Here is a 22,459-nt window from a genome sequence, read left to right as displayed (position 1 = left end):
CTTGCGGGTATTGCTGATCAAGACCTCTTCGCTGGGGGATGTGGTCCACACCCTGCCGGCGCTGACCGATGCGGCACGGGCGATTCCGGGCATCAAGTTCGATTGGGTGGTGGAAGAAGGCTTCGCCGAAATCCCCACCTGGCACCCGGCCGTGGGCAAGGTCATTGCGGTGGCGATCCGGCGATGGCGCAAGAACCTCTGGCAAACCATCAAGAGCGGCGAATGGCGACGCTTCAAGCAGAGCGTGCGCGCCGAAAAATATGACTTGGTGATTGACGCCCAGGGCCTGCTGAAAAGCGCCTGGCTGACCCGTTACGTCAAGGCGCCAGTGGCCGGTCTGGATAAAAACTCGGCGCGTGAGCCCCTGGCGGCGCGCTTTTATTCCCGACGCCTGGCGGTGGCCCGTGGGCAGCATGCGGTCGAGCGCGTGCGCCAGCTGTTTGCCGTGGCGCTGGGGTATGACTTGCCGCAGACGCTGGGTAACTATGGCCTCGATGTCGACCGGCTGGTGGAGTTGCCACGCCCATACCCCTACGTGGTGTTCCTGCACGGCACCACCTGGGAGTCCAAGCATTGGCCCGAACTTTACTGGCGCCAGCTCACTGAGCGCATGGGGCAGTTCGGCGTGGTCGTCAAACTGCCGTGGGGCAACCCGGCCGAAAAGGCCCGGGCCGAACGCATCGCCAGCGGGCTGCGCAACGCCTTGGTACTGCCGAAGCTGAACCTCGGCGGCATGGGCAAGGTACTTGCCGGCGCCCAGGCCTGCGTGGCCGTGGATACCGGCCTCGGGCATCTGGCCGCGGCCCTGGACGTGCCGACCATTTCGCTGCTCGGCCCGACCAACCCGGTGCTGACCGGTGCCTATGGCAAGGGCCAGATTCACCTCGCCAGTGATTTCCCTTGCGCACCATGCATGCAGAAACATTGCACTTATCCGCCGACCGCCGAAGATGCCCGGCGGTTTGACCTGAAACGCGAGCAGCCCCTGTGCTTCACGCGTCTGAACCCCGAGCGTGTTGCCAGCCACCTGAGCACGTTATTGGCTGAGGAGCCGCGCTGATGCAATTGGCTTTTGTCCTTTACAAGTACTTCCCCTTCGGTGGCCTGCAGCGTGACTTCATGCGCATCGCCCTGGAATGCCAGCGACGCGGTCACCAGATCCGTGTCTACACGCTGATTTGGGAAGGTGACGTGCCGCCCGGCTTCGAGGTGCTGGTGGCGCCGGTCAAGGCGCTGTTCAATCATCGCCGCAACGAGAAACTCAGCGCGTGGATGGAGGCCGACCTGGCCAAGCGCCCGGTGGACCGTTTGATCGGCTTCAACAAAATGCCCGGCCTGGACGTGTACTACGCCGCCGACGGCTGTTTCGAAGACAAGGCGCAGAACCTGCGCAACTCGCTGTACCGGCGCTGGGGCCGCTACCGGCATTTCGCCGAGTACGAGCGGGCCGTGTTCGCCAAGGATGCAAAAACCGACGTACTGATGATTTCCGAGGTCCAGCAGCCGCTGTTCATCAAGCACTACGACACACCGCTGGAACGCTTTCACCTGCTGCCACCAGGCATCGCCCAGGACCGCCGCCGGCCCGCCGATGCCGATCAGATTCGCGCCGCCTTCCGGGCCGAATTCGAGCTGGCCGACGACGACCTGCTGCTGGTGCAGATTGGCTCCGGGTTCAAGACCAAGGGAGTGGATCGCAGCCTCAAGGCCTTGGCCGCGTTGCCAGCCGAGCTGCGAAAACGCACCCGGCTATTTGTAATTGGCCAGGACGACCCCAAGGTATTCCAACTGCAGAGCGCCGCGCTGGGGCTGGGCGACAACGTGCGGTTCCTCAAGGGCCGCAGCGACATCCCGCGTTTCCTGCTGGGCGCCGATCTGTTGATCCATCCGGCGTACAACGAGAACACCGGCACCGTACTGCTCGAAGCACTGGTGGCCGGGTTGCCGGTACTGGTCAGCGCGGTGTGTGGGTACGCCCATTACATCGCCGAGGCCGACAGTGGCCTGGTGTTGGATGAGCCGTTCGAACAAGCCCAGCTCAACGAATACCTGGGCCGCATGTTGAACGATGCCGATGCCCGGGCGGCCTGGAGCCGCAATGGTCTGGCCTTCGCCGAGACGGCCGACCTCTACAGCATGCCGCAGCACGCGGCCGATGTGATATTGGCGGAGCACGCACAATGAAGTTGATGCTGGCCGAACCGTTCAAGAGCCTTTGGGCCGGGCGCGATGCGTTCACCGAAGTCGAAGCGCTCAAGGGCGAGGTCTATCGTGAACTGGAAGCCCGGCGCACCTTGCGCACGGAGGTGGACGGTCGCGGCTTTTTCGTGAAGATCCACCGTGGCATCGGTTGGGGCGAGATCTTCAAGAACTTGTTCACCGCCAAGCTGCCGGTCCTCGGTGCAGGGCAGGAGTGGAAGGCTATCCAGCGTTTGCAGGAAGCCGGCGTGCCGACCATGACCGCTGTCGCCTACGGCGAGAAGGGCAGCAACCCGGCGGACCAGCACTCGTTCATCATCACCGAAGAGCTGGCGCCGACCGTCAGCCTCGAAGATTTCAGCATCGACTGGGTCAAGCAGCCGCCACAACCGACGCTCAAGCGTGCGCTGATCGCCGAAGTGGCACGCATGACCGGCATGATGCACCGCGCCGGCGTCAATCATCGCGACTGCTATATCTGCCACTTTCTGCTGCACACCGACAAGCCGGTGACCCCTGGGGATTTCAAACTCTCGGTGATCGACCTGCACCGCGCCCAGACCCGTCCCGCCATCACCACTCGCTGGCGCAACAAGGACCTGGCGGCGCTGTATTTCTCGGCGCTGGACATTGGCCTGACCCGCCGCGACAAGCTGCGTTTTCTCAAGGGGTATTTCCAGCAGCCGCTGCGGCGGATCCTCGCCGAAGAGGCTTCGTTGCTGGCCTGGCTCGAAGACAAGGCCGGCAAGCTGTATGCCCGCAAGCAGCGGTACGGGGACGCGCTCTGATGTCGGGTTGGAATCTGGAGCCGGAATACGTCGAGCTGACGGAGGATTTTGGCAGCCTTGAGGCGGTGTTCGCGTTGCAAGGGGAGCGTTTGACCCGTGACCCGTTGTCAGAGGTGATCCGGGTACAGCGCAACGGCGTGAACTATTACGTCAAGCGCTACGTCGGTGCCGGCAAAGGCTTGCGGCGCTACCTGGGCAAGCCACGGGTCAAGTCCGAATGGCAGAACCTCAAGCGCTTTGCCAAATGGGGCATCCCCACCGCCGAAGTCGTGGGCTGGGGCTTGGAGCGAAACGGTGCGACCTATGCCCGTGGTGCGCTGATCACCCGTGAACTGCCCCACACCGAAGACCTCTCGGCGCTCGCCGAGCGTCACGATTCGCGGCTGGCGGACCGTGCCTGGGTCGATCATGTCAGCCGGCAACTGGCCGGCTACACGCGGACCATGCACGACCACCGCTTCACCCATAACGATCTGAAGTGGCGCAACCTGCTGATCGACGACCGCTCACGGTTGTTTCTGATCGACTGCCCGAACGGGGACTTCTGGCGTGGTTTCTGGCTCAAGTACCGCATCACCAAGGACTTGGCGTGCCTGGATAAAGTGGCCAAATACCATTTGTCGGCCACGCAGCGCCTGCGTTTTTACCTGCAATACCGCCAGCGCGACCGGCTCGATGCGTGTGACAAGAAACGTATCCGTCACGTGGTGAGATTTTTCGAGGGGCGTGAATGACTGACTTTCTGGCCGCTGAAGACCGAGCGTTGTTGCAACGCCATGGCCTGGACAGCTTCGAGGCCCTGTGGGCGCGGCAACTGGATGCGGTGGACGAACCCAACACCTCGGGCGATGGCTGGAGCAGCGTGTTCCGGCTGGAGCTGGACGGGCAGGGTTATTACCTCAAGCGTCAAAGCAATTACCTGACCCGGACATGGTCCCACCCTTTTGGCGAGCCGAGTTTTTCCCGGGAGTTTCGCAACATCAGCCGTTATCGGCAGCTGGGGATTCCGGCCCTGCAAGCGGTGTTCTATGGTCAGCGCAAGGTGGAAGGCGAGGTGCGGGCGATCCTGCTGACCCGGGCCCTGGATGGCTGGGACGACCTGGACTCGCTGTTGCAACGCTGGCCGAGCCTGACGGCGACGCAGCGCACCACCGTCCTCGACGCCTGCGGGCAATTGGCGCGGCGCCTGCACGGCATGCATCAGGTGCACGGTTGCTTCTATCCCAAGCATATCTTTCTGCAAGCCACCGCCGACGGGTATCAAGCGCAATTGATCGATTTGGAAAAGACCCGGCCGCTGCTGTTTGGTCAGCGTGATCGGGTCAAGGACCTGGAGCCGTTGTTGCGGCGCGCGTCCATCTGGAGCGAGGCCGATGTACGCCAGCTGTTGTCTGTCTATCTGGCTCAACCGCTCGACGCCGCGCTGGTCGACAGCTGGATGGAGCGCCTGAGTGCCCGGCGCAGCCACAAGGGAGCCCGTTGATGCATTTGTCCGAATTGAAGAATGCCGGTCGCAGCCCCAGCCTGCCATTGAGCCTGGAGCTGGCCGACGCCGCCGGCCCGGCGAAATTGCAGTTGCTCTCGCTGTTGCGAGTATTGCCGGGGCAGCGCTATGTCGGGGCGGGCATCTGGCGAGGTCGGCCGGTGCTGGCCAAATTGTTGGTGGGCAGCAAGGCTGCCCGGCACTTCCAGCGGGAACTGCAAGGCGTGCGCTTGCTGGCGGAGCAAGGGCTGACGACGCCGCTGCTGCTCGCCGATGGCTTGAACGAGGCTGAAGGCGGCTGGTTGTTGTTCGAATTGCTCGAAGGCGCCGAGAGCCTGGGGGATGCCTGGCAACGGGTCGAACAGCTGCCGTTGCTGGCCGACGAACAGACGGCGGTGCTGGCCGAAGCCCTGGGCGCCATTGCGCAACTGCACGGCAAAGGCCTGTGGCAGGAAGACCTGCACCTGGACAATCTGCTGCGCCACGATGGCAAGCTCTACTTGATCGACGGTGCCGGCATCCGCGCCGAAACCCCGGGGCAACCGTTGTCGCGGCAGAAAGTCCTGGAAAACCTGGGGGTGTTTTTCGCCCAGCTTCCCAAAGCCCTCCAGCCGTTCAATGAAGAGCTGTTGGTGTATTACCTGCTGGGCAACGCCGAACACGCGCTACCCATGGAGGCGCTGCAAAAGCAGATCGACAAGGTGCAGGCCTGGCGCCTGAAGGACTTCCTCGAAAAAGTCGGGCGCGAATGCAGCCTGTTCAGCGTACAGCGCGGGGCGTTCGGTTTGCGGGCGATCCGGCGCGATGAAGAAGCGGCCATGACGCCGGTGCTGGAGCAGGCCGATGCGCTGCTCGACCTGGGCCATGTGTACAAGACCGGCGGCGCGGCCAGCGTCGGCAAAGTCGAGGCGAACGGTCGCACCTTGGTGATAAAACGCTACAACATCAAGAGCTTCGCCCACTGGCTCAAGCGCTTCTGGCGCCCGAGCCGGGCCTGGCATTCCTGGCGCGAAGGCCATCGCCTGGCCTTCCTTGGCATTGCCACGCCCAAGCCACTGGCCTTGCTGGAAAAGCGTTTCCTGTGGCTGCGCCGTGGCGCCTACCTGGTCACCGAGCACCTCTCGGGGCCGGACATCATCGAGCGCTTCGGCCCTTACGTGCAGAGCGGTGAAGCCCCCGAAGCCGAGTTGCTGGCGCTGGATCGCTTGTTCGCCGACCTGATCCGCGAGCGCATCAGCCATGGCGACTTCAAGGGCCATAACCTGTTCTGGCAGCACGACCGCTGGGCGCTGATCGACCTCGACTCGATGTGCCAGCACCGCACCCAGGCCAGCTTCGCCCCGGCCTACGCCCGGGATCGGGCGCGGTTCATGCGTAATTGGCCGCAGGACAGTGCGTTGTATCGGGTGATCGATCAGCGGGTGCCCAAAACGGTCGATAGCACCTCGTCCTAGCGAGCAACGTACTTCGGCAGTCGGATACAGCCTTTGTGGCGAGGGGATTTATCCCCGTTGGGCTGCCAAGCAGCCCCAAATCGACCGCCCAGGGGGGGCAGGTTGATTGCGTCCAACTGGTTTTGGGGTCGCTGCGCAACCCAGCGGGGATAAATCCCCTCGCCACAAGTCCCAGGAGCCGGCTTGCCGTGGTCCCTCTAAACAATACGCCCCAAGCTCCCCTTTCACCGCTAGAGGCTTAAGATCGCTTTTAAGCTATAATCCCGCCCTTTAGCTGCCCCGCGCCCCTGGCGCGCGGGCACATCCATTTTTCGCGGCGCTTGTCGCCCGTATGCAGACATAAGAGGCTAGACCCTGTGGCATTGACGATTCTTGGCCTGTCCGGCGCCCTTAGCCATGATCCTTCCGCAGCGCTGTACATAGACGGCAAGCTGATCGCGGCGGCCGAGGAAGAGCGCTTCGTACGCGATAAACATGCAAAGAACCGCATGCCCTACGAGTCGGCAAAGTTCTGCCTGGAACAAGCCGGCATCAAGCCTTCCGACGTCGATGTGGTGGCGATTCCGTTCGCCCCGATCAGCCTGTTCGGCGAAGCGCGCTGGCACTACGCCAAGCGTTACTGGTACGCCCCGGATCGGGCTCTCGATGCGATCCTGATGGGCAACCGTCGCTACAAGCGCTATCGCCGCAAGATCGTCTGGTGCCTGGAGCAACTGGGCTTCGACCCGAAGAAAATCAAGATCGAGCCGGTCGAGCACCACCTGGCCCACGCCTCCAGTGCCTACCACTGCTCGGGCTTCCAGGAAAAAACCGCGATCCTGGGCATCGACGGCAAGGGCGAATACGCCACGACCTTCTTCGGCTATGGCGAAAACGGCAAGATCCACAAGATCAAGGAATTCTTCGACCCGGATTCCCTGGGTGGCCTGTACGGCGCGATCACCGAGTTCCTCGGTTTTGAAATGCTCGACGGCGAATTCAAGGTCATGGGCATGGCGCCCTACGGCGATGCCAGCAAGTACGATTTCTCGCGCCTGGCCTCGTTCGAAAACGGCGAGCTGGTGATCAATACCGATTACGCCAACGTGATCGGCCTGCGCCGCTATAAAGAGAAGGGCAAGGGCTTCTATTTCTCGCCGAAGCTGATCGAATGGCTCGGACCGAAGCGCGAAGGCGACATCGCCGACGAGCCGTACATCCACTACGCGGCGAGCATGCAGGCGCTGTTCGAGAAGCTCGCGCTGCAAATGATCGACCACTACCTGGGCGACGTGCTCAAGGAAACCGGCAAGCTGGCTTTCGCCGGCGGCTGTGCGTTGAACGTCAAGCTGAACCAGAAGATCATCGCCCGTGACGACGTCAAGGAGCTGTTCGTGCAACCGGCTTCCGGTGATGCCGGTACGGCCGTGGGGGCGGCGGCGTATGTGTCCCACGCCCGTGGCGTGCCGGTGGAGAAGATGGAACACGTCTACCTCGGCCCGGCCTACAGCAACGAAGACGTGATCGCCGCGTGCGCCCGTCATCCGAGCAAGCCGGCCTGGCGCAAGATCGACAACACCCCCGAGCGCATCGCCAGGATCATGGTCGACGGCAACCCGGTGGCCTGGTTCCAGGGGCGCATGGAGTTTGGCCCGCGTGCCTTGGGCGGTCGCTCGATCATCGGGTGCCCAAGCGCCAGCGGCGTGGCCGATCGGATCAACGAACAGATCAAGTTCCGCGAGCGCTGGAGGCCTTTCTGCCCGTCGATGCTCGACACCGTTGCGCCGCAGATGATCAAGGTCGATCACCCGGCACCGTTCATGACCTTCACCTTCGAAGTGGCCGAAGAATGGAAGACCCGCGTGCCGGAAGTCGTCCATGAAGACGGCACCTCCCGGGCCCAGGTGCTCAAGCGCGAATACAACCCGCGCTACTACGACATGATGAAGGCCCTTGAAGTGCTGACCGGCAACGGCGTGTCGCTGAACACCTCGCTCAACCGTCGTGGCGAGCCGATGATCTGCTCGCCGACCGACGCGCTGAACATGTTCTTCGGTTCCGACCTGCAGTACCTGATCATGGAAGACATCCTGGTGGTCAAAGACGGCGTGGACGCTTATGACACGCTCGGCTGAGCGACATGTGCTGCAGTTCTGCCACGGTTATGACGGGCCGTTCCTGGACTGCGCCCGTCAGTACGCCAGCTTGTTCGCGGGCACTGGCTATCGCGTGACCACGGTGTTTCTCACCGGGGTGGCCGATGCCGAGGTCGCTGCCGCCTGTGCCTCGGACGAGGTGCTGTTCATGGAATACAGCTCCAGCGCCATTCGTGGCCTGAAGCTGGGCGCCATTGGCGATCTGCGCAAGATCGCTGCCTCGCGCAACTTCAGTTTCTGCATTGCCCATCGCTTCAAGCCGATCTACATCGCCCTGCTGGGTACTCGCTTGCCGGTGATCGGTGTGCACCATGCCTTCGGGGACTACCAGCGGCGCACTCGCCGGTTGTTCGCCCACGTTTACCGCAAGCGCCTGAGCCTGCTCGGGGTTTCCGATGCGGTGCGTGACGACATGCGCCGCTGCCTGCCGAAATGGCCGGCTGCCCGGATCCAGACCCTCTACAACCGCATCGACCTTGATGCCGTCCAGGCCAGCCTGGTCTCCCGGGAGGAGGCGCGGCATACGCTGGGGCTGGATACGGACACCTGGATTGTCGGCAACGTAGGCCGTCTGCACCCGGACAAGGACCAGGCCACACTGTTGCGCGGCTTTGCTGCGGCGCTGGGGCATCTGCCGCTCAACAGCCAGTTGGCAATTCTCGGCAAAGGTCGCCTGGAGCAGGATCTCAAGGCGCTGGCCCGAGAGCTGGGCATTGCTGATCGTGTGCTGTTCCTCGGCCAGGTGCCAGAGGCGCGCCGTTATTTCCGTGCTTTTGATGTGTTCGCCCTGAGCTCCGACCATGAACCGTTCGGCATGGTGCTGCTCGAAGCCATGGCTGCCGGGGTACCGTTGCTGGCCACGGCCTGTGGTGGGGCCAAGGAAGTGGTCGAAGGCGTTGGCATCCTGTTTCCGCTGGGCGACGCCGAGCACATGGCCCAAGGGCTGCAACACCTGGCGGCCATGGACGATCTGCAGCGTCGTCAATGCGCCGAGCTGATGCTCGATCGCTTGCGCGAACGTTTTTCGGATCGCGCCGTACGCGAGGCATTCTGGCGTTTGCCCCAAGTCACCGAACTGGCGCCGAGGGCCTGATGCTCAACCGATTCCAAGGCTGGCGCGAGCGTGGCTGGACCGCCGTCGATGCGTCGATTTATGCCCAGGCCTGGCAGCGTTTTGGCGGCAGCGTGGCCACTCATCCCCTGGTGGTCGAGCGCCTGGCGGCCCTGGCCGGGATTCCCGTGCGTTACCTGGCGTTCGAGCAGGATGGTGAGCTCAAGGCGGCCATACCGACCTGGGGCCGCGACCTGGCGCTGTCCAAAGACGTGCTCAAGCGCAGCGGCAAGAAGGGCCTGTTCGACCTGGGCAATGCCGAGCTGATCCTGCCGGCGGCGCCCGATGCACAAGCCCCGTTGCGTCATCGTGGACGCTACCTGTCGGCCCTCAACGAGGGGCGCTTCAGCGGCTTGAAGTTGCAGCAGGAACAACTGGCCATGGCCCGCACGCCGGAAGAACTGTCCAAGAAATTTCGCTACAACCAGCGCCGTGAACTGCGTTTGCTGGAAGAGGCGGGCGGGGTGGTGCGGCCGGTCGGCGAGTTTTCCAGCGCCGAGCTGGCCTCGATCTACTGCGACCTGTTCCTGCGTCGCTGGGGCTTTGCGGCCACCGGCGCCGAACGCATGGGCGAGGTGATCGAGTTGTTGCGCGAATGGCTGATCGGCTCGGTGATCTTTCTCAACGATGCGCCGATTGCAATCCAGTTGGTGTATCGCGTCGAAGCGCCCGAGTGGATCAGCGTCGAGTACATCAATGGTGGCGTCGACCCGCAGACCCGCGAATTCAGCCCCGGCAGCGTGTTGAGCTTCCTCAACACCCAAAGCGCCTGGGAACACGCCCGTGCCGCCGGCAAGCCGTTGCGTTTTTCATTCGGCCGGGCGGACCGGGAATACAAGGACCGTTGGTGCAACCCCGTGCCGGTGTTTACCGTATGAACCCACCCATGAGTCGCAAGCAACAGTTACTCAGGCGCCACCGTCGCAACAAGCGCGTGGGGTTGTTACTTGCCCTTGTGGTGTTGGTGTCGCTGGGCGTCGGGGTGGCCTGGTGGCTGCCCCTGGTACTGGCGGTGCTGGGCTGGATCGCTCACGAGGCGTGGTTCGCCGATCACCTGTTCTATTCGCCCCGGGACGATTACCAATACAGCTTCCCGCCGTTCACCCAGCAACCCAAGGTGCATTTGAATGCCGGGCGGCTTCGGTTGGACGAAGGCGTGATTCTGGATGACGGGGCGACGTTGATCCTCGCAGTGCGGATCAAGAGCACTTGGTTGGGACGTTTCATCGACCCGCTCGTCGAGTTGTCGGGGGGTGAAAGGGATCTTCAAACCTTCGAGCGCGGGGTCAATGGCCTGCGCTATCTCAACCTCAGCGAGCAGGGCCCGGCGTTGTCCCGGGGCGAACTGCGCTTGCGCGGGCGTCATTGCCGTTTGCTGGGCGAGCCGACGCTGTGGTCCTTCACGCCGCCGCCAGTACGGCATCAGCGGGTGATGGTCATCGCTCCCCATGCCGATGATGCGGAGCTGGCTGCCTACGGTTTGTACAGCCAGGCTGACGAGGCCTGGATCGTGACGCTGACAGTGGGTGAAATCGAAGCCGGGCATTATCGGAAGATGGGCCTGGACAGCGTCGAAGCCGCGCGACTCAAGGGCCGTTTGCGAGCCTGGGACAGCATCGCCGTACCCCGCTGGGCTGGTGTGCCTGAAGCGCACTGTGTGCAGTTGGGTTATTTCTGCTTGCAACTGGCGGCCATGCAAGCCGCGCCGAGCCAGCCCCAGGGTTCTCGCGAGGCGGGTCTGAGCGATACCCGGCTGTTCCGCCAGTTGAACCCGTTCGCCCTGCCCGGCGATGCCGACGGTGCGCCAACCTGGAACAACCTGCTGGCAGACCTGCGCGAGCTGCTGCTCAAGGCGCGCCCCGAAGTCATTGTATTGCCACACCCGACCCTTGATCCGCACCCCGATCATCTCTGCGCCCATCATGCTGTCCTGCAAGCCCTCGAAGGCCTGGAGTGGCAACCGACCACGCTGTTGGGTTATGCCAATCACCTGCACGACAATGACCGCTGGCCCATGGGTGATGCGGGTGCGGGCATTGCGTTGCCGCCGTATTTCGACCCGGCCCGGCCGATGCATCCTGTCAGCCTGCCGCTGGCCTTGCCTGGGCAGCGCGACAAGGCCATGGCGTTGGGCATGATGCATGACCTGCAACCGCGCGCGCCGTTCAAGCGTCGCCTGCGCCGTGGCATCCAGCGTCTGCTGGCGGGGCGCACGGGCTCGGCGTACGGCGAGAACGAATTTTTTCGCAAGGCTGTGCGTCGCCATGAACTGTTCTGGCGGCTGTAGAGGCCCAAGGCGGGGCGTCTTTGCGCTACGGCGCAAACCGGCCTCCGGTTATTTATCAAGTCGTTCGGTGCCGCAAGGAAAACGATGAAAGTTCTGTTTCTGGTGCAGAAAGAACAGCGGGCCATCCTGGACCGACTCTACGAAGGCGTGGCCGCTCATTGCGAGTGCGACCTGCGCTGGCTCGACAGCAAGGAACAACGCAACCTGCGGGGGTATTTCCGCCAGCATGTGGACGTATCGCGTTATGACCGGATCATATTTTTCCTGCGTTTCAAGCAGGAAATTCGTCAGGCCGGCTTCATCCGCACGATCCCCAACCTGGTGATCCTCGAGCACGATGCCTATCAGAATTACATTCCGTGCAAATACACCGGAAAATTCAGCGCGCATTACCGTCGCCTGCCGTGGGTGCGGGTGATCAGTTCCGGCTTCATGGTGACCGAACGTCTGCGCGGCGAAGGTTTCGATGCGGTATTCGTACCCAAGGGCTACGATCAGTCGTTATTGCAGGATCAGGGGCGTGAACGGGATATCGAGTTGGCCTTCGTCGGCAGCACCAACAGTGTTGCCTATAGTGGTCGCAAGGCGCTGCTGGATGAGCTGGGCCAGGTTGAGCCACTGGTCGTGACCCGGACCAAGTCCGGCGAAGAGTATTGCGAGACCCTCAACCGTATCCGCTTTTTCGTCAGTGCCGACGTGGGCATGGGCGAGTTCATGATCAAGAATTTCGAAGCCATGGCCTGCGGCTGTGTACTGCTGGCATTCGATCAGGGCATCGACGAGGCGCGGGCGCTGGGGTTGCAGGACATGCATAACGTGGTGTTGTACCGTGACATCCCGCAGCTCCAGGAAAAACTTTCCCGGCTGCGCGCCGACCCCGAGCTGGCGCGCAATGTGGCGCACAACGGCCAGAAGCTGGCGCAGGAACAGTTCAGTTTCGCGCGCATCGGGCAGAAAATCGTTGAAGCACTGGAGCCGCCGCTGCGGCCTCGTGCCCCGTTGAGTCTGCTGGAGACATTGCGCCTGAAGCTGGGCGTTTGATACGAACCGTTGAGCCATCCGGTGTTCAGATGGCGTTTGACTAAATGGTATTTCAGTGCAGTTTTCCGACGATAGTGACATTACCCTGGTGGTAACCAGTTGCGGCCGGCTCGATCTGCTCAAGCAGACCCTGGAGAGCTTCGACCGTTTCAACACCGCGCCGATCCGTGAGGTCTTCATTACCGAAGATGCCGGCGACGAAGGCGTGCATGCCGTCATTCCCGCTCACTGGAAGGACCGCACGACGGCTTTCGTCAATCGACCGAAGCTGGGGCAACTGGCTTCGATCGACCTTGCGTACGAGCATGTCAAGACGGCTTATATCTTTCATTGTGAGGACGACTGGGCGTTCTATCGCCCGGCCTTCGTGGAAGATTCGCGCACGATCCTGGAGCAGCGACCGGATATTCTTCAGGTGTGGTTGCGCAACTATGTCTACGATTTGTGCGTACACAGTCCCTACATTCGCTTGGGCGAACGTGAAGTCATCGGCGGCGTGCCCTGTTACCCATTGATTTCAGATAAACCCGAATGGCAAAGCTTCTCTCTCAATCCCGGCCTGCGACGGTTGAAGGAGTATCGGCTCTGTGCCCCTTTCGCCGGTTTCGGCGGTGAAAAAGCCTTGTCGCTTCGTTACGCCGAGTTGAACTTGACGGCAGTCACGCTCGAAGGGGATGCTGTTTTGCACACCGGATTCGGGGTCCATGTGGAAGTGCCCGTGGAGCGCCAGCGCAAGGCTCGCCGCAAGCGCCGCGAGCAGATCAAGTTGTCCTTGGTTCTCTTGCTCGGAGTCTGTATTGGTTGGCTTATCAACTACTGAATGCCGCGAAGCATGAATCCTGGTCCGCGATAAAAGGTTTGCTGCTCGATGAGCATTATCAATGTCATGTGGGCGGGCGGTGCACCGTTCGCTTCGGTACACAAGGTCCATAATCAGATTCTCTCGCGGATGGAACCAGCGATGCCTGTCAAGACATGGCTCTTGCAGGGGTCGGCGGCTGCCTGCCAGATTGATGTCGGGGCGACGCTCGAGTGGAATATGACATCGGCCCGGCTCAAGGGCCGACACGTTTGGCGCCTGCTCAAACCCCTGATGCACAGTCGTTTCCGTCGGGCGTTGCTCGACAGCGATGCGCGTGTGGTATTGCTCGATGGCATCGGCGTGGCCCGTACCTTGTTGCCCGTCCTCAAGGCTATGCCGCAGATCCGCGTGGTGGTGATTTTCCATGGTGCGACACGGCTCAATCCTGCGGGTCGCGAACTGTTGTGCGGCTTTCCCGCCTCCCGCCTGACCCTGGCAGCGGTCTCCCAGACCCTGGCGACGTCGCTCCAGGACGAGTTGGGCATGCAGGTCGCTGCGCTGCGCAGCGCCTTCGATCCGGCGCAATTCCAGGCTGCGCTGTTGCCTCGCGAAGCGGCACGTGCCCGACTGGGTTTGCCTGGCCCGCAGATACGCATATTTGGCGCGGTGGGACGGTTGGTGGACAGCAAGGGGTTCGCCTGTCTGTTGGAGGCTTTTGGCCGGGCCGCGGTCCACCATCCCGATTGGCGCCTGGTGATTGTCGGCGAGGGGCCGCGGCGCGAAGCGCTGCAAGCGCGGATCGCCCGGCCGGACCTTGTCGACAAGATCTTGCTGGTCGGGCATCTGGAGGATGTGGCGACGCTCTATCGGGCATTTGACTGGGTGCTGATCCCGTCCCTGGACGAGGGGCTTGGGCTGACCCTTCAGGAAGCTGTCCTGGCTTGTGTCCCGGTGCTGGCCAGCGAACTCGCGGTCTTTCGTGAACAGTTGGGCGACACCGGTTGGTATGCGACGCCCAACGACGAAAACGGCTGGAGCGAGGCGATCGAACGAGCGGCGCTGGCTTCGGCCGATACGGTCGCAGCGGCCCAGTACCGGGCACTGAACCCTGACGAGGCCTGGTCGAGCTTCAGTCAGGTCGCGCGGCAATTGATTTCAGGCAGCCAGTAGGGCGTTTTCCAATGCTTGCATCGGAAAGCTCCCGTTCAGGTTCTCCCGGGCAATATAACGAGCGAAATGCTGTAGGTTGCGACGTGCCAGGTAGCGTGGCAGCGGCGAGCGCAGGAAGCGCATGTCGGCTACATCGATCAGCCCCAGTTGGTTTTCAGGCGTGACAACGATGTTGCCCAAGTGCAGCGAGCGAAAATAAATACCGCTGGCATGCAGGCTGCGGATCAACTCGACAAGTGCTGGAAGAGTATGCTGCCAGCTGAAATTTTCCTGATTCGATAATTGACGCAGGGTTTTACCGGGAAGTGGTCGATACAGTACGGCGGTCATCCCGGGTTTTTGCAGTTTGTAGAAGGCCAGCACTTCGAGGGTCGGTACGCCGAGCTTCTGCAGGCGGGCTGCATTATTGATGAATCGCGTTGAATAAGGCCTTAGCAGGGCCGAAGAAAAAAGCCGCTTGCGGCGAAACAGCTTGAGGATATTCCCATCCTGCAGCAGATAGACTTTTGGGCCGTAGCTGTCGGCCTCCAGAATAGTGGCGCCTTCAATCAATTGATTCAAAGCGGCTTGGGGAAGCCGTGAGGATTGCATCGTAGGGAAACCTTGTTGAAAGAACCGGTGCCGTGGCGGGCCATGATGCCCAAAAGTTTTTGTTTTCACCATGCCGGTTTGGCTGGTAGACCGTTTAGGAGCGTTAGATGCAGGCAACACGTTGGGCGCAGGGCTGGATGGCCTTTGGCTTGTTATGGTTTTTGCTGGCGATAGCCCTGGCACCGACCAACAAGATTTATCAACAAGGGTTAGTTGCATTTGTCTGGCTGCCGGTGATCGTCTTTGCCTGGCCGGCCCGTCACCGGCTGGCAGAGTTATGGCGTGCCCAGCGCGTGATCTACACGGCGTTGCTGGCGCTGATGGCCTGGGCCCTGGTGACACTGGCCTGGGCTGAAGTGGCAGAGCCTGCCCGCGAAGCCAAGCGATTGATCTACATCCTGGCGTTCCTGTTGTTTTTCCCGATTTTTGCCAACGGTCAGCCCGAACGCGTGATTCGCATCATGCAATGGGGTGGCCTGGGGCTTGCGCTGACGGCGTTGATGGCCATCATCCATTTCTACGGGTATACGAATCATCCCTGGAATGCGCGTCTGCAAGGGCTGGGGGAGTTGTCCCATCCCATCCTCGGCGGCTATGTGATCGGGTTGGCGGCGATCTGGATGTTGCATTGGATGCCGCGTCATATGGGGCTGCAAGTGCTTTGGGTCGTGGCCTTGGGGCTGTTGGGAATGTTCGTGGTGGCGAGCCAGAGTCGCGGCGCTGCGCTGGCCTTGCTGCTCAGCGTATTGGCCATGCCGATCTATTGCCGGGACCAGCGGGTCCGGATTATCGCCGCCACGACCTTGGTGCTGGCCATGCTGACCTTCTGGTTGCTCGAGCCGTTGGTCATGGCGCGCGGTGCTTCCTATCGACCCGAGATTTTCATGTCGAGCCTGCACATGATTGCCGAGCGCCCATGGGGTGGTCTTGGCGTGGCGGCCGACTATCGGGTTATCAGCCACGGCCTCAAGTTCGATCACGCCCACAATCTGTTCAGCCATGTCGCCATTCAACTCGGGCTGCCGGGGCTGCTGCTGTGGTGCATTGTCTGGTTCGGGGTGTTGCGCGAAGCCTGGCGCGCCCGGGAAAGCCTGCTGGGCCGGGGCGTGCTCGGCATGTGGGTGTTTTCGTTCCTGGCGATGCAGTTCGACGCCGCGAGCCTGACCGGAACCCCCCGCGCCGAATGGTTCATTACCTGGCTGCCGATTGGCCTGGCCAGCGTTTTGACCTGGGCGCAGGCCAATGCCGGTGGCTGTGATAAAATTCCGCGTTCTTCCTAACCAGTGAGCCCGACGATGAGTGACGCACCGCCCAAAGCGGAACAGGATTCCAGCCTGAAGATCTATTTTCGGTTGCTGGGATACGTCAAACCCTACGCGGGCATTTTTCTGCTGAGTATCCTGGGTTTCGTGATATTTGCTTCGACCCAGCCCATGCTGGCCGGGATTCTCAAATATTTCGTCGACGGCTTGAGCAACCCCGATGCGGTGCTCTTTCCCAACGTGCCGTACCTCAAGGACTTGAAACTGCTGATGGCGGTGCCGCTGCTGATCATTCTGATCGCTGCCTGGCAGGGCCTGGGGTCGTTTCTGGGCAACTATTACCTGGCCAGGGTTTCCCTGGGGCTGGTGCATGACCTGCGGGTCGAGTTGTTCAAGAAATTGCTGGTGTTGCCCAATCGCTACTTCGACACCCATAACTCCGGCCACCTGATCTCCCGGATCACCTTCAACGTGACCATGGTCACCGGTGCGGCCACCGATGCCATCAAGGTGGTGATCCGCGAAGGTCTCACCGTGGTGTTCCTCTTCGCCTACCTGGTGTGGATGAACTGGAAGCTGACCCTGGTGATGTTGGCGATCCTGCCGCTGATCGCGGTCATGGTCAGCAGCACCAGCAAGAAATTCCGCAAGCAGAGCAAAAAGATCCAGGTGGCCATGGGCGACGTGACTCACGTTGCCTCCGAGACCATCCAGGGCTACCGGGTGGTGCGCAGCTTCGGCGGCGAGGCCTATGAAGAGCAGCGCTTTACCAACGCCAGCCAGGGCAACACCGACAAGCAATTGCGCATGACGCGTACCGGCGCGGTCTATACGCCGATGCTGCAACTGGTGATCTACACCGCCATGGCGGCCTTGATGTTCCTGGTGCTGTTCCTGCGCGGTGACGCGACGGCCGGTGACCTGGTGGCCTACATCACGGCTGCCGGCTTGCTGCCCAAGCCGATTCGCCAGCTCTCGGAAGTCAGCTCCACCATCCAGAAAGGCGTGGCCGGTGCCGAGAGCATCTTCGAGCAACTGGATGTCGAGCCGGAGGTCGACGGGGGGACGGTCGAGCAGGAACGGGTCAGCGGTCGTCTCGACGTGCGCAACCTGAGTTTCACCTACCCCGGTGCTGACCGCGAAGTACTCAAGGACATCAGCTTCAGTGCGGCGCCCGGGCAAATGGTTGCGCTGGTGGGGCGTTCGGGCAGCGGCAAGTCGACCCTGGCGAGCCTTATCCCACGCTTCTATCACCACGAGGTCGGCCAGATCCTGCTCGATGACGTGGAAATCGAAGACTACCGCCTGCGTAACCTGCGTCGTCATGTCGCCCAGGTGACCCAGCATGTCACCCTGTTCAACGACACGGTGGCCAACAATATCGCCTACGGCGACCTGGCCGGTGCGCCACGGGCCGACATTGAAAAGGCGGCCCGGGATGCCTATGCGATGGACTTCATCGAGCAGTTGCCCCATGGCCTGGACACCGAGGTGGGCGAAAACGGCGTGCTGTTGTCCGGCGGCCAACGCCAGCGCCTGGCCATTGCCAGGGCGTTGTTGAAGAACGCGCCGCTGCTGATCCTCGACGAGGCTACCTCGGCGCTGGACACCGAGTCCGAGCGGCATATCCAGGCCGCGTTGGATCAGGTCATGAAAGGCCGTACGACCCTGGTCATCGCCCACCGTTTGTCGACCATCGAAAAGGCCGACCTGATCCTGGTGATGGACCAGGGCCGGATCGTCGAACGGGGGACCCATGGTGAGCTCTTGGCGCAGAGCGGCTACTACTCGCGTCTTCATGCCATGGGGCTGGACGCTCCCGCCCAGAATATCGCCTGAGTTCCGGACCTCAGGCTATGAGCCGGCCGGTTTCTCTCGGCCGGCTTCGCTTCCACAGGTCCGGTGTTGGACACGCAGGTTGCATGCACCTCAGAACCAATGTGGGAGCGAGCTTGCTCGCGATAGCGGTGTGTCTGCGCCGATGGTGTTGAATGTGTCGATGCCATCGCGAGCAAGCTCGCTCCCTCTGAGTTTGTATCGAAAACTTTACCTGCGTTGACCAATCCACAATAAATCCGCGATCCCTGACTGCTAAGGTTTGGCTACAGGACTTTCCTGATCAACTCCAGTCATCGAAGGGGGGCATCCCTCCCGCGCGGGTGTTTGAATGCTGCAACGCTATCTCTGGAAGCTGCTGCCCAAGTCGCAGCGTTCCTTTCTGTTGGGGCGCCTGTCGGTTGTCGATCGACAGGTCGTGAACAAGTCGATGTCGGCCAATTGCCGTTTTCCCGAAGCGTTTGCCCAGCGTGCCTGCCTGTTCATCCATGTGCCCAAATGCGCCGGCAGCAGTGTTTGCGTGGGGCTTTTCGATGGCTACAGCCCGGGCCACTTGCCGCTGTATTGGTACGAAGAGCAGTTTGCGCAGCAGTACGCCGCCAGTTTCAAATTTGCCTTTGTTCGCGATCCGCTGGAGCGTGCGTATTCAGCCTATGCTTTCCTGCGGGGCAATACGCTGGGCGCGCGCGACCAGGCGGCGCAGAAAATGGTGGGCCAATACCGTGACTTCGATGATTTCGTCGCCCGATGGCTGCACCCGGAGAACATCAACCGGCAATTGCATTTCGCTGCCCAGACGGATTTCCTTATCGATTCCCTCGGTCACCTGGCGATGGACTTCATCGGTTACCAGGAATACCTGGACCGGGACTATCAGCGTGTGTGCGAACACCTTGGGGTGGTGGCGAGGTTGCCCCATGTGAACCACAGCTGGCAACGCGCCACGGTGCCGGTCAGGGACATTTGCTCAGTGCGGACCCGTCGACTGGTGCGGCGGGTGTACCAACGTGATTACGAGATGCTTGGTTATGAATGAAACGTCAAACGTACCGATGCAGCAGGCGCAGATTCGTGCTTATGCACAGGCGCTCACGCCGGCGGATCGGGCGGCCATCAAAGCCCAGCGGCCGTGCTGCATCTGGCTGACAGGACTGTCGGGGGCGGGCAAGTCGACCCTGGCCAATGCCTTGGAAGTGCAGCTCAACCAGCAGGGCTTGCATACCTCCCTGCTCGATGGCGATAACCTGCGCCAGGGGTTGTGCCGGGGCCTGGGCATGGATGCCGAGTCCCGCAAGGAAAATATCCGCCGCATTGCCGAGGTCGCGCGCCTGATGGTCGACGCCGGCCTGATCGTCATCGTTGCGGCCATCTCCCCGTTTCGTGCCGACCGGGAAGCTGCCAGGCAGCTGTTTCCCGAGGGCACCTTCGTGGAGGTTTATGTGAGTACACCTTTTGACGTCTGCGCCCGGCGTGACCCCAAGGGGTTGTACCGCGAGGCCTGTGCCGGGCGGATCAAGAACTTCACCGGGCTCGACAGCCCCTACGAGGCCCCCCTTGCGCCAGACTGCGCGATCGATACCAGCGAGGTGGAGCTGGCCCAGGCCTGTGCGCAGCTCTCGGCGTTGTTGCAAATCTGATGGAGCGAACGTCCTGGCTTCGCGTTGCAGCCATGGACAAGCCTTCGCCAACCCTGTGCTAATATCGCGGCCCTGTTCATTTTGTATGTGGGATGCTCCATGAAGTTGTCCATGCCGCGATTCGATCAAGCCCCTGTATTGGTGGTCGGCGATGTCATGCTCGACCGCTACTGGCATGGCGGAACCTCACGGATTTCCCCTGAGGCGCCGGTACCGGTGGTCAAGGTCGAGCACATCGAGGATCGCCCCGGCGGTGCCGCCAACGTTGCCTTGAACATCGCTGCCCTCGGCGCACCGGCCTCCTTGGTGGGCGTGACCGGTGACGACGAGGCCGCCGACAGCCTGACCAACAGTCTCAAGGGCGCAGGCGTCCGTGCGATATTCCAGCGCGTTGCGCACCAGCCGACCATCGTCAAGCTGCGGGTCATGAGCCGTCACCAGCAACTGCTGCGCATCGACTTCGAAGAACCTTTCGCCACCGACCCCCTGGCCCTCGGTGCCGAGGTCGACAACTTGCTCGAAGGCGTCAAGGTCCTGGTGTTGTCGGACTACGGCAAAGGCGCGTTGAAGAATCACCAGGCGCTGATCCAGGCCGCCCGTGCCCGTGGCATTCCAGTCCTGGCCGATCCCAAGGGCAAGGATTTTTCCATCTACCGTGGCGCCAGCCTGATCACGCCGAACCTCAGCGAATTCGAAACCATCGTCGGCGGCTGCGTCGATGAGCACGAATTGGTGAGCAAAGGCGCGCAGCTGATGCAAGACCTCGACCTTGGCGCCTTGCTGGTGACCCGTGGCGAGCATGGCATGACCTTGCTGCGCCCCGGTCACCCTGCGTTGCACCTGCCGGCCCGTGCCCGTGAAGTATTCGACGTGACGGGTGCCGGCGACACCGTGATTTCCACGCTGGCCGCGGCGATCGCTGCCGGCGAGGAACTGCCCCATGCGGTCGCCCTGGCTAACCTGGCGGCGGGCATTGTCGTCGGCAAGCTCGGCACGGCAGCCATCAGCGCCCCCGAGCTGCGCCGCGCCATCCAGCGCGAGGAAGGCTCCGAGCGGGGCGTGCTGGGCCTGGAGCAACTGCTGCTGGCCGTTGACGATGCCCGTGCCCACAACGAAAGCATCGTCTTCACCAACGGTTGCTTCGACATCCTGCACGCCGGCCATGTGACCTACCTCGAGCAGGCCAGGGCCCAGGGTGATCGCTTGATCGTCGCGGTCAATGACGATGCCTCCGTGAGCCGTCTCAAAGGGCCGGGCCGTCCGATCAACAGCGTCGACCGGCGCATGGCGGTCCTGGCCGGCCTGGGCGCGGTGGACTGGGTGATCAGCTTCAGCGAGGGCACGCCGGAAAACCTGTTGCGCCAGGTCAAGCCGGATGTGCTGGTCAAGGGCGGTGACTATGGGATCGACCAGGTCGTCGGCGCGGACATCGTCACGGCCTACGGCGGCACCGTGAAGGTGTTGGGGCTGGTGGAAAACAGCTCGACGACGGCGATTGTGGAGAAGATCCGCAATAACTGATGTGTCAGGCAAAGCGCAGAACCTGTGGGAGCGAGCTTGCTCGCGATAGCGGTGTGTCAGCCAAATCGAGGCTGAGTGATCCAACGCCATCGCGAGCAAGCTCGCTCCCACAGGGCCCACTGTCCAGCCAGGAAATGGGCAGCAGGCCTAACGAGCCACCTTGCGCGGCACGATCTTCTTGAGCAACTGCCGGGCCTTGCCCTTGAGTCGGGTCAGGCCCGACTCCTTGCCCGGTGGCGTCAGCCCTTGCTGGCGCAGCCAGTCCTTCCAGCGAATCCGCTCGTCACGCACCAGCCAGCCGTCCTGCCGGGCGAAACTTTCCGCCAGGTACAGCCCACGGGTGCTGGCCGGGTGTAGCTGATCCTTTTTCAAGGTATACAGCTCGGGCAAGGGTTGCCCATCCTGCAGCGGCATCAGGTACAGGTCCGGTCGCTTGCGGTCCAGGCGTGCCACCAACTGGTCGCCCTCCAGGCGCTCATCGACGTGAAACAGGCTCAGGGACTTGGCTTCCTTGGGCACGTCCAGGCGCAAGTCATAGATCAATTGCAGCGATGCCGTCGGCAGGTGCACGTAGGCCCGTGGCCGTTCGATCAGTTGCAGATTGGCGCTGCGCACCGGGCGGGCCGAGCCCGACAGGGGCGTCAGGCGAAACGGCAAGGCCTCGCGGTAGTGCAAGGCCGTGGCGTAGGGGGCTGGCAGCCAGGTGTCGTTGAAGCGCCCGCCCAGCCAGCCTTCAGGGGTTTCCAGCAGGCATTCTTCGGCGATCTCGCTGATGGCGGTGAGCAGCGGCAGGTTCAGTTCGTGGGCCGGGACGTAGCCGGAAATCAGCTTGAGCACCACGTCGCCGCGATCCTGCCGACGCTGGCGTACCAGCACCCAATAGTCGCGGTTCTGCCAATGCAGGGTCAGGCGCACCGAGACGCCCAGATTCGCCAGCTCCAGGGAAAAACGCTCGGCATCGGCCACCGCGACAGGACGGCGGCGCTGCAAGGTCTGGGCAAAATTCAGCGGCATCCCGACGCTCTGGTAAGTCAGGCCTTCGGGGGTCGCTTCGACGAACAGGGGCAGGGTCTTGAAGTTACTCGGATTCTTTCTGATGAGCGTACGCGGCATGTCGGCTCCTTCCTTCAGGCCGCGTAGGG

The 22,459-nt window shown here is 62.2% G+C and carries 20 protein-coding genes; 18 read left to right on the top strand and 2 right to left on the bottom strand.

The annotated features are described in order from the left end of the window. Position 1 precedes the first annotated feature (1 nt). The 13 genes from waaC to BM317_RS19830 all read left to right on the top strand — a co-directional run bounded on the left by waaC (position 2) and on the right by BM317_RS19830 (position 14,470). Positions 2 to 1,060, top strand: coding sequence for a lipopolysaccharide heptosyltransferase I (gene waaC / locus BM317_RS19890; RefSeq protein ID WP_092175915.1), 1,059 nt, complete (start codon positions 2 to 4; stop codon positions 1,058 to 1,060). Then, positions 1,060 to 2,184 carry a glycosyltransferase family 4 protein gene (locus BM317_RS19885; RefSeq protein WP_092175919.1) on the top strand — a complete coding sequence of 375 codons (1,125 nt, stop codon included), beginning with the start codon at positions 1,060 to 1,062 and terminating at the stop codon, positions 2,182 to 2,184. The genes waaC and BM317_RS19885 overlap by 1 nt, the downstream gene beginning before the upstream one ends. Next, positions 2,181 to 2,987: a lipopolysaccharide core heptose(I) kinase RfaP gene (rfaP, locus tag BM317_RS19880; RefSeq protein ID WP_092475832.1), complete on the top strand. Its 807-nt coding sequence runs from the start codon at positions 2,181 to 2,183 to the stop codon at positions 2,985 to 2,987. Before BM317_RS19885 ends, rfaP begins: the two co-directional genes overlap by 4 nt. Continuing rightward, positions 2,987 to 3,721, top strand: coding sequence for a lipopolysaccharide kinase InaA family protein (locus tag BM317_RS19875; RefSeq protein ID WP_092475829.1), 735 nt, complete (start codon positions 2,987 to 2,989; stop codon positions 3,719 to 3,721). Before rfaP ends, BM317_RS19875 begins: the two co-directional genes overlap by 1 nt. Then, positions 3,718 to 4,470 (top strand): lipopolysaccharide kinase InaA family protein, encoded by a 753-nt coding sequence (locus BM317_RS19870; protein ID WP_092175931.1) that lies wholly within the window; start codon positions 3,718 to 3,720, stop codon positions 4,468 to 4,470. The genes BM317_RS19875 and BM317_RS19870 overlap by 4 nt, the downstream gene beginning before the upstream one ends. Continuing rightward, a complete protein-coding gene (locus tag BM317_RS19865) occupies positions 4,470 to 5,924 on the top strand; it encodes a lipopolysaccharide kinase InaA family protein (RefSeq protein WP_092475826.1) in 1,455 nt (484 codons plus the stop codon). Before BM317_RS19870 ends, BM317_RS19865 begins: the two co-directional genes overlap by 1 nt. Positions 5,925 to 6,280: 356 nt before the next feature. Beyond that, positions 6,281 to 8,038 (top strand): carbamoyltransferase family protein, encoded by a 1,758-nt coding sequence (locus tag BM317_RS19860; RefSeq protein WP_072407178.1) that lies wholly within the window; start codon positions 6,281 to 6,283, stop codon positions 8,036 to 8,038. Further along, positions 8,022 to 9,152 (top strand): glycosyltransferase, encoded by a 1,131-nt coding sequence (locus tag BM317_RS19855; protein ID WP_092175940.1) that lies wholly within the window; start codon positions 8,022 to 8,024, stop codon positions 9,150 to 9,152. The genes BM317_RS19860 and BM317_RS19855 overlap by 17 nt, the downstream gene beginning before the upstream one ends. Further along, positions 9,152 to 10,048 (top strand): antimicrobial resistance protein Mig-14, encoded by an 897-nt coding sequence (locus BM317_RS19850; RefSeq protein ID WP_092175944.1) that lies wholly within the window; start codon positions 9,152 to 9,154, stop codon positions 10,046 to 10,048. Before BM317_RS19855 ends, BM317_RS19850 begins: the two co-directional genes overlap by 1 nt. A gap of 8 nt (positions 10,049 to 10,056) precedes the next feature. Beyond that, the gene (locus BM317_RS19845; RefSeq protein ID WP_092475823.1) at positions 10,057 to 11,457 is read left to right on the top strand and encodes a PIG-L deacetylase family protein; all 1,401 of its coding nucleotides are present in this window, start codon (positions 10,057 to 10,059) and stop codon (positions 11,455 to 11,457) included. Between the two features lie 84 nt (positions 11,458 to 11,541). Further along, complete coding sequence (locus BM317_RS19840; RefSeq protein WP_092475820.1) at positions 11,542 to 12,498, top strand: glycosyltransferase family protein; 957 nt, start codon at positions 11,542 to 11,544, stop codon at positions 12,496 to 12,498. 55 nt (positions 12,499 to 12,553) lie between these two features. Further along, positions 12,554 to 13,318 (top strand): hypothetical protein, encoded by a 765-nt coding sequence (locus tag BM317_RS19835; RefSeq protein WP_072407168.1) that lies wholly within the window; start codon positions 12,554 to 12,556, stop codon positions 13,316 to 13,318. Positions 13,319 to 13,366: 48 nt separating this feature from the next. Then, positions 13,367 to 14,470, top strand: coding sequence for a glycosyltransferase (locus BM317_RS19830; protein ID WP_092475816.1), 1,104 nt, complete (start codon positions 13,367 to 13,369; stop codon positions 14,468 to 14,470). On the opposite strand, the gene BM317_RS19825 is transcribed toward BM317_RS19830, so the two are convergent. Beyond that, the gene (locus BM317_RS19825) at positions 14,456 to 15,061 is read right to left on the bottom strand and encodes a BUD32 family EKC/KEOPS complex subunit (RefSeq protein ID WP_072407163.1); all 606 of its coding nucleotides are present in this window, start codon (positions 15,059 to 15,061) and stop codon (positions 14,456 to 14,458) included. The two genes, BM317_RS19830 and BM317_RS19825, sit on opposite strands and share 15 nt — an antisense overlap. Before the next feature lie 107 nt (positions 15,062 to 15,168). On the opposite strand from BM317_RS19825, the gene BM317_RS19820 reads away from it, so the two are divergent. The 5 genes from BM317_RS19820 (at position 15,169) to hldE (ending at position 21,317) form a co-directional block, all read left to right on the top strand. Continuing rightward, entirely contained in the window at positions 15,169 to 16,341 is a 1,173-nt protein-coding gene (locus tag BM317_RS19820) for an O-antigen ligase family protein (protein ID WP_092475813.1), read from the top strand. A gap of 15 nt (positions 16,342 to 16,356) precedes the next feature. Continuing rightward, positions 16,357 to 18,162, top strand: coding sequence for a lipid A export permease/ATP-binding protein MsbA (gene msbA / locus BM317_RS19815; protein ID WP_092175964.1), 1,806 nt, complete (start codon positions 16,357 to 16,359; stop codon positions 18,160 to 18,162). A gap of 328 nt (positions 18,163 to 18,490) precedes the next feature. Next, positions 18,491 to 19,195 carry a sulfotransferase family 2 domain-containing protein gene (locus tag BM317_RS19810; protein ID WP_092175969.1) on the top strand — a complete coding sequence of 235 codons (705 nt, stop codon included), beginning with the start codon at positions 18,491 to 18,493 and terminating at the stop codon, positions 19,193 to 19,195. Beyond that, positions 19,188 to 19,796, top strand: a complete 609-nt coding sequence (cysC, locus tag BM317_RS19805; protein WP_092175973.1) for an adenylyl-sulfate kinase — start codon at positions 19,188 to 19,190, stop codon at positions 19,794 to 19,796. Before BM317_RS19810 ends, cysC begins: the two co-directional genes overlap by 8 nt. Before the next feature lie 99 nt (positions 19,797 to 19,895). Then, positions 19,896 to 21,317 (top strand): bifunctional D-glycero-beta-D-manno-heptose-7-phosphate kinase/D-glycero-beta-D-manno-heptose 1-phosphate adenylyltransferase HldE, encoded by a 1,422-nt coding sequence (hldE, locus tag BM317_RS19800; RefSeq protein ID WP_092175976.1) that lies wholly within the window; start codon positions 19,896 to 19,898, stop codon positions 21,315 to 21,317. Between the two features lie 147 nt (positions 21,318 to 21,464). Here the strand turns inward: hldE and BM317_RS19795 are convergent, their stop codons facing one another. After that, the gene (locus BM317_RS19795; protein ID WP_053117832.1) at positions 21,465 to 22,430 is read right to left on the bottom strand and encodes a hypothetical protein; all 966 of its coding nucleotides are present in this window, start codon (positions 22,428 to 22,430) and stop codon (positions 21,465 to 21,467) included. Positions 22,431 to 22,459: the final 29 nt, after the last annotated feature.

Source organism: Pseudomonas sp. NFACC24-1, assembly GCF_900115235.1.
Taxonomy (GTDB): Bacteria; Pseudomonadota; Gammaproteobacteria; order Pseudomonadales; family Pseudomonadaceae; genus Aquipseudomonas; species Aquipseudomonas fluorescens_AA.
Note: the sequence above shows the minus strand (reverse complement) of the source record. Positions and strands in the feature narration are given on the sequence as shown.

Bases quoted from the DNA above. Each gene is read 5' to 3' on its own strand.
- BM317_RS19845 (WP_092475823.1), top strand. From the start codon at position 10,057: ATGAGTCGCAAGCAACAGTTACTCAGGCGCCACCGTCGCAACAAGCGC.
- rfaP (WP_092475832.1), top strand. From the start codon at position 2,181: ATGAAGTTGATGCTGGCCGAACCGTTCAAGAGCCTTTGGGCCGGGCGC.
- BM317_RS19855 (WP_092175940.1), top strand. From the start codon at position 8,022: ATGACACGCTCGGCTGAGCGACATGTGCTGCAGTTCTGCCACGGTTAT.
- BM317_RS19795 (WP_053117832.1), bottom strand. From the start codon at position 22,430: ATGCCGCGTACGCTCATCAGAAAGAATCCGAGTAACTTCAAGACCCTG.
- BM317_RS19865 (WP_092475826.1), top strand. From the start codon at position 4,470: ATGCATTTGTCCGAATTGAAGAATGCCGGTCGCAGCCCCAGCCTGCCA.
- BM317_RS19850 (WP_092175944.1), top strand. From the start codon at position 9,152: ATGCTCAACCGATTCCAAGGCTGGCGCGAGCGTGGCTGGACCGCCGTC.
- BM317_RS19840 (WP_092475820.1), top strand. From the start codon at position 11,542: ATGAAAGTTCTGTTTCTGGTGCAGAAAGAACAGCGGGCCATCCTGGAC.
- BM317_RS19875 (WP_092475829.1), top strand. From the start codon at position 2,987: ATGTCGGGTTGGAATCTGGAGCCGGAATACGTCGAGCTGACGGAGGAT.
- BM317_RS19870 (WP_092175931.1), top strand. From the start codon at position 3,718: ATGACTGACTTTCTGGCCGCTGAAGACCGAGCGTTGTTGCAACGCCAT.
- BM317_RS19885 (WP_092175919.1), top strand. From the start codon at position 1,060: ATGCAATTGGCTTTTGTCCTTTACAAGTACTTCCCCTTCGGTGGCCTG.
- msbA (WP_092175964.1), top strand. From the start codon at position 16,357: ATGAGTGACGCACCGCCCAAAGCGGAACAGGATTCCAGCCTGAAGATC.
- BM317_RS19825 (WP_072407163.1), bottom strand. From the start codon at position 15,061: ATGCAATCCTCACGGCTTCCCCAAGCCGCTTTGAATCAATTGATTGAA.
- hldE (WP_092175976.1), top strand. From the start codon at position 19,896: ATGAAGTTGTCCATGCCGCGATTCGATCAAGCCCCTGTATTGGTGGTC.
- BM317_RS19830 (WP_092475816.1), top strand. From the start codon at position 13,367: ATGAGCATTATCAATGTCATGTGGGCGGGCGGTGCACCGTTCGCTTCG.
- cysC (WP_092175973.1), top strand. From the start codon at position 19,188: ATGAATGAAACGTCAAACGTACCGATGCAGCAGGCGCAGATTCGTGCT.
- BM317_RS19820 (WP_092475813.1), top strand. From the start codon at position 15,169: ATGCAGGCAACACGTTGGGCGCAGGGCTGGATGGCCTTTGGCTTGTTA.
- BM317_RS19810 (WP_092175969.1), top strand. From the start codon at position 18,491: ATGCTGCAACGCTATCTCTGGAAGCTGCTGCCCAAGTCGCAGCGTTCC.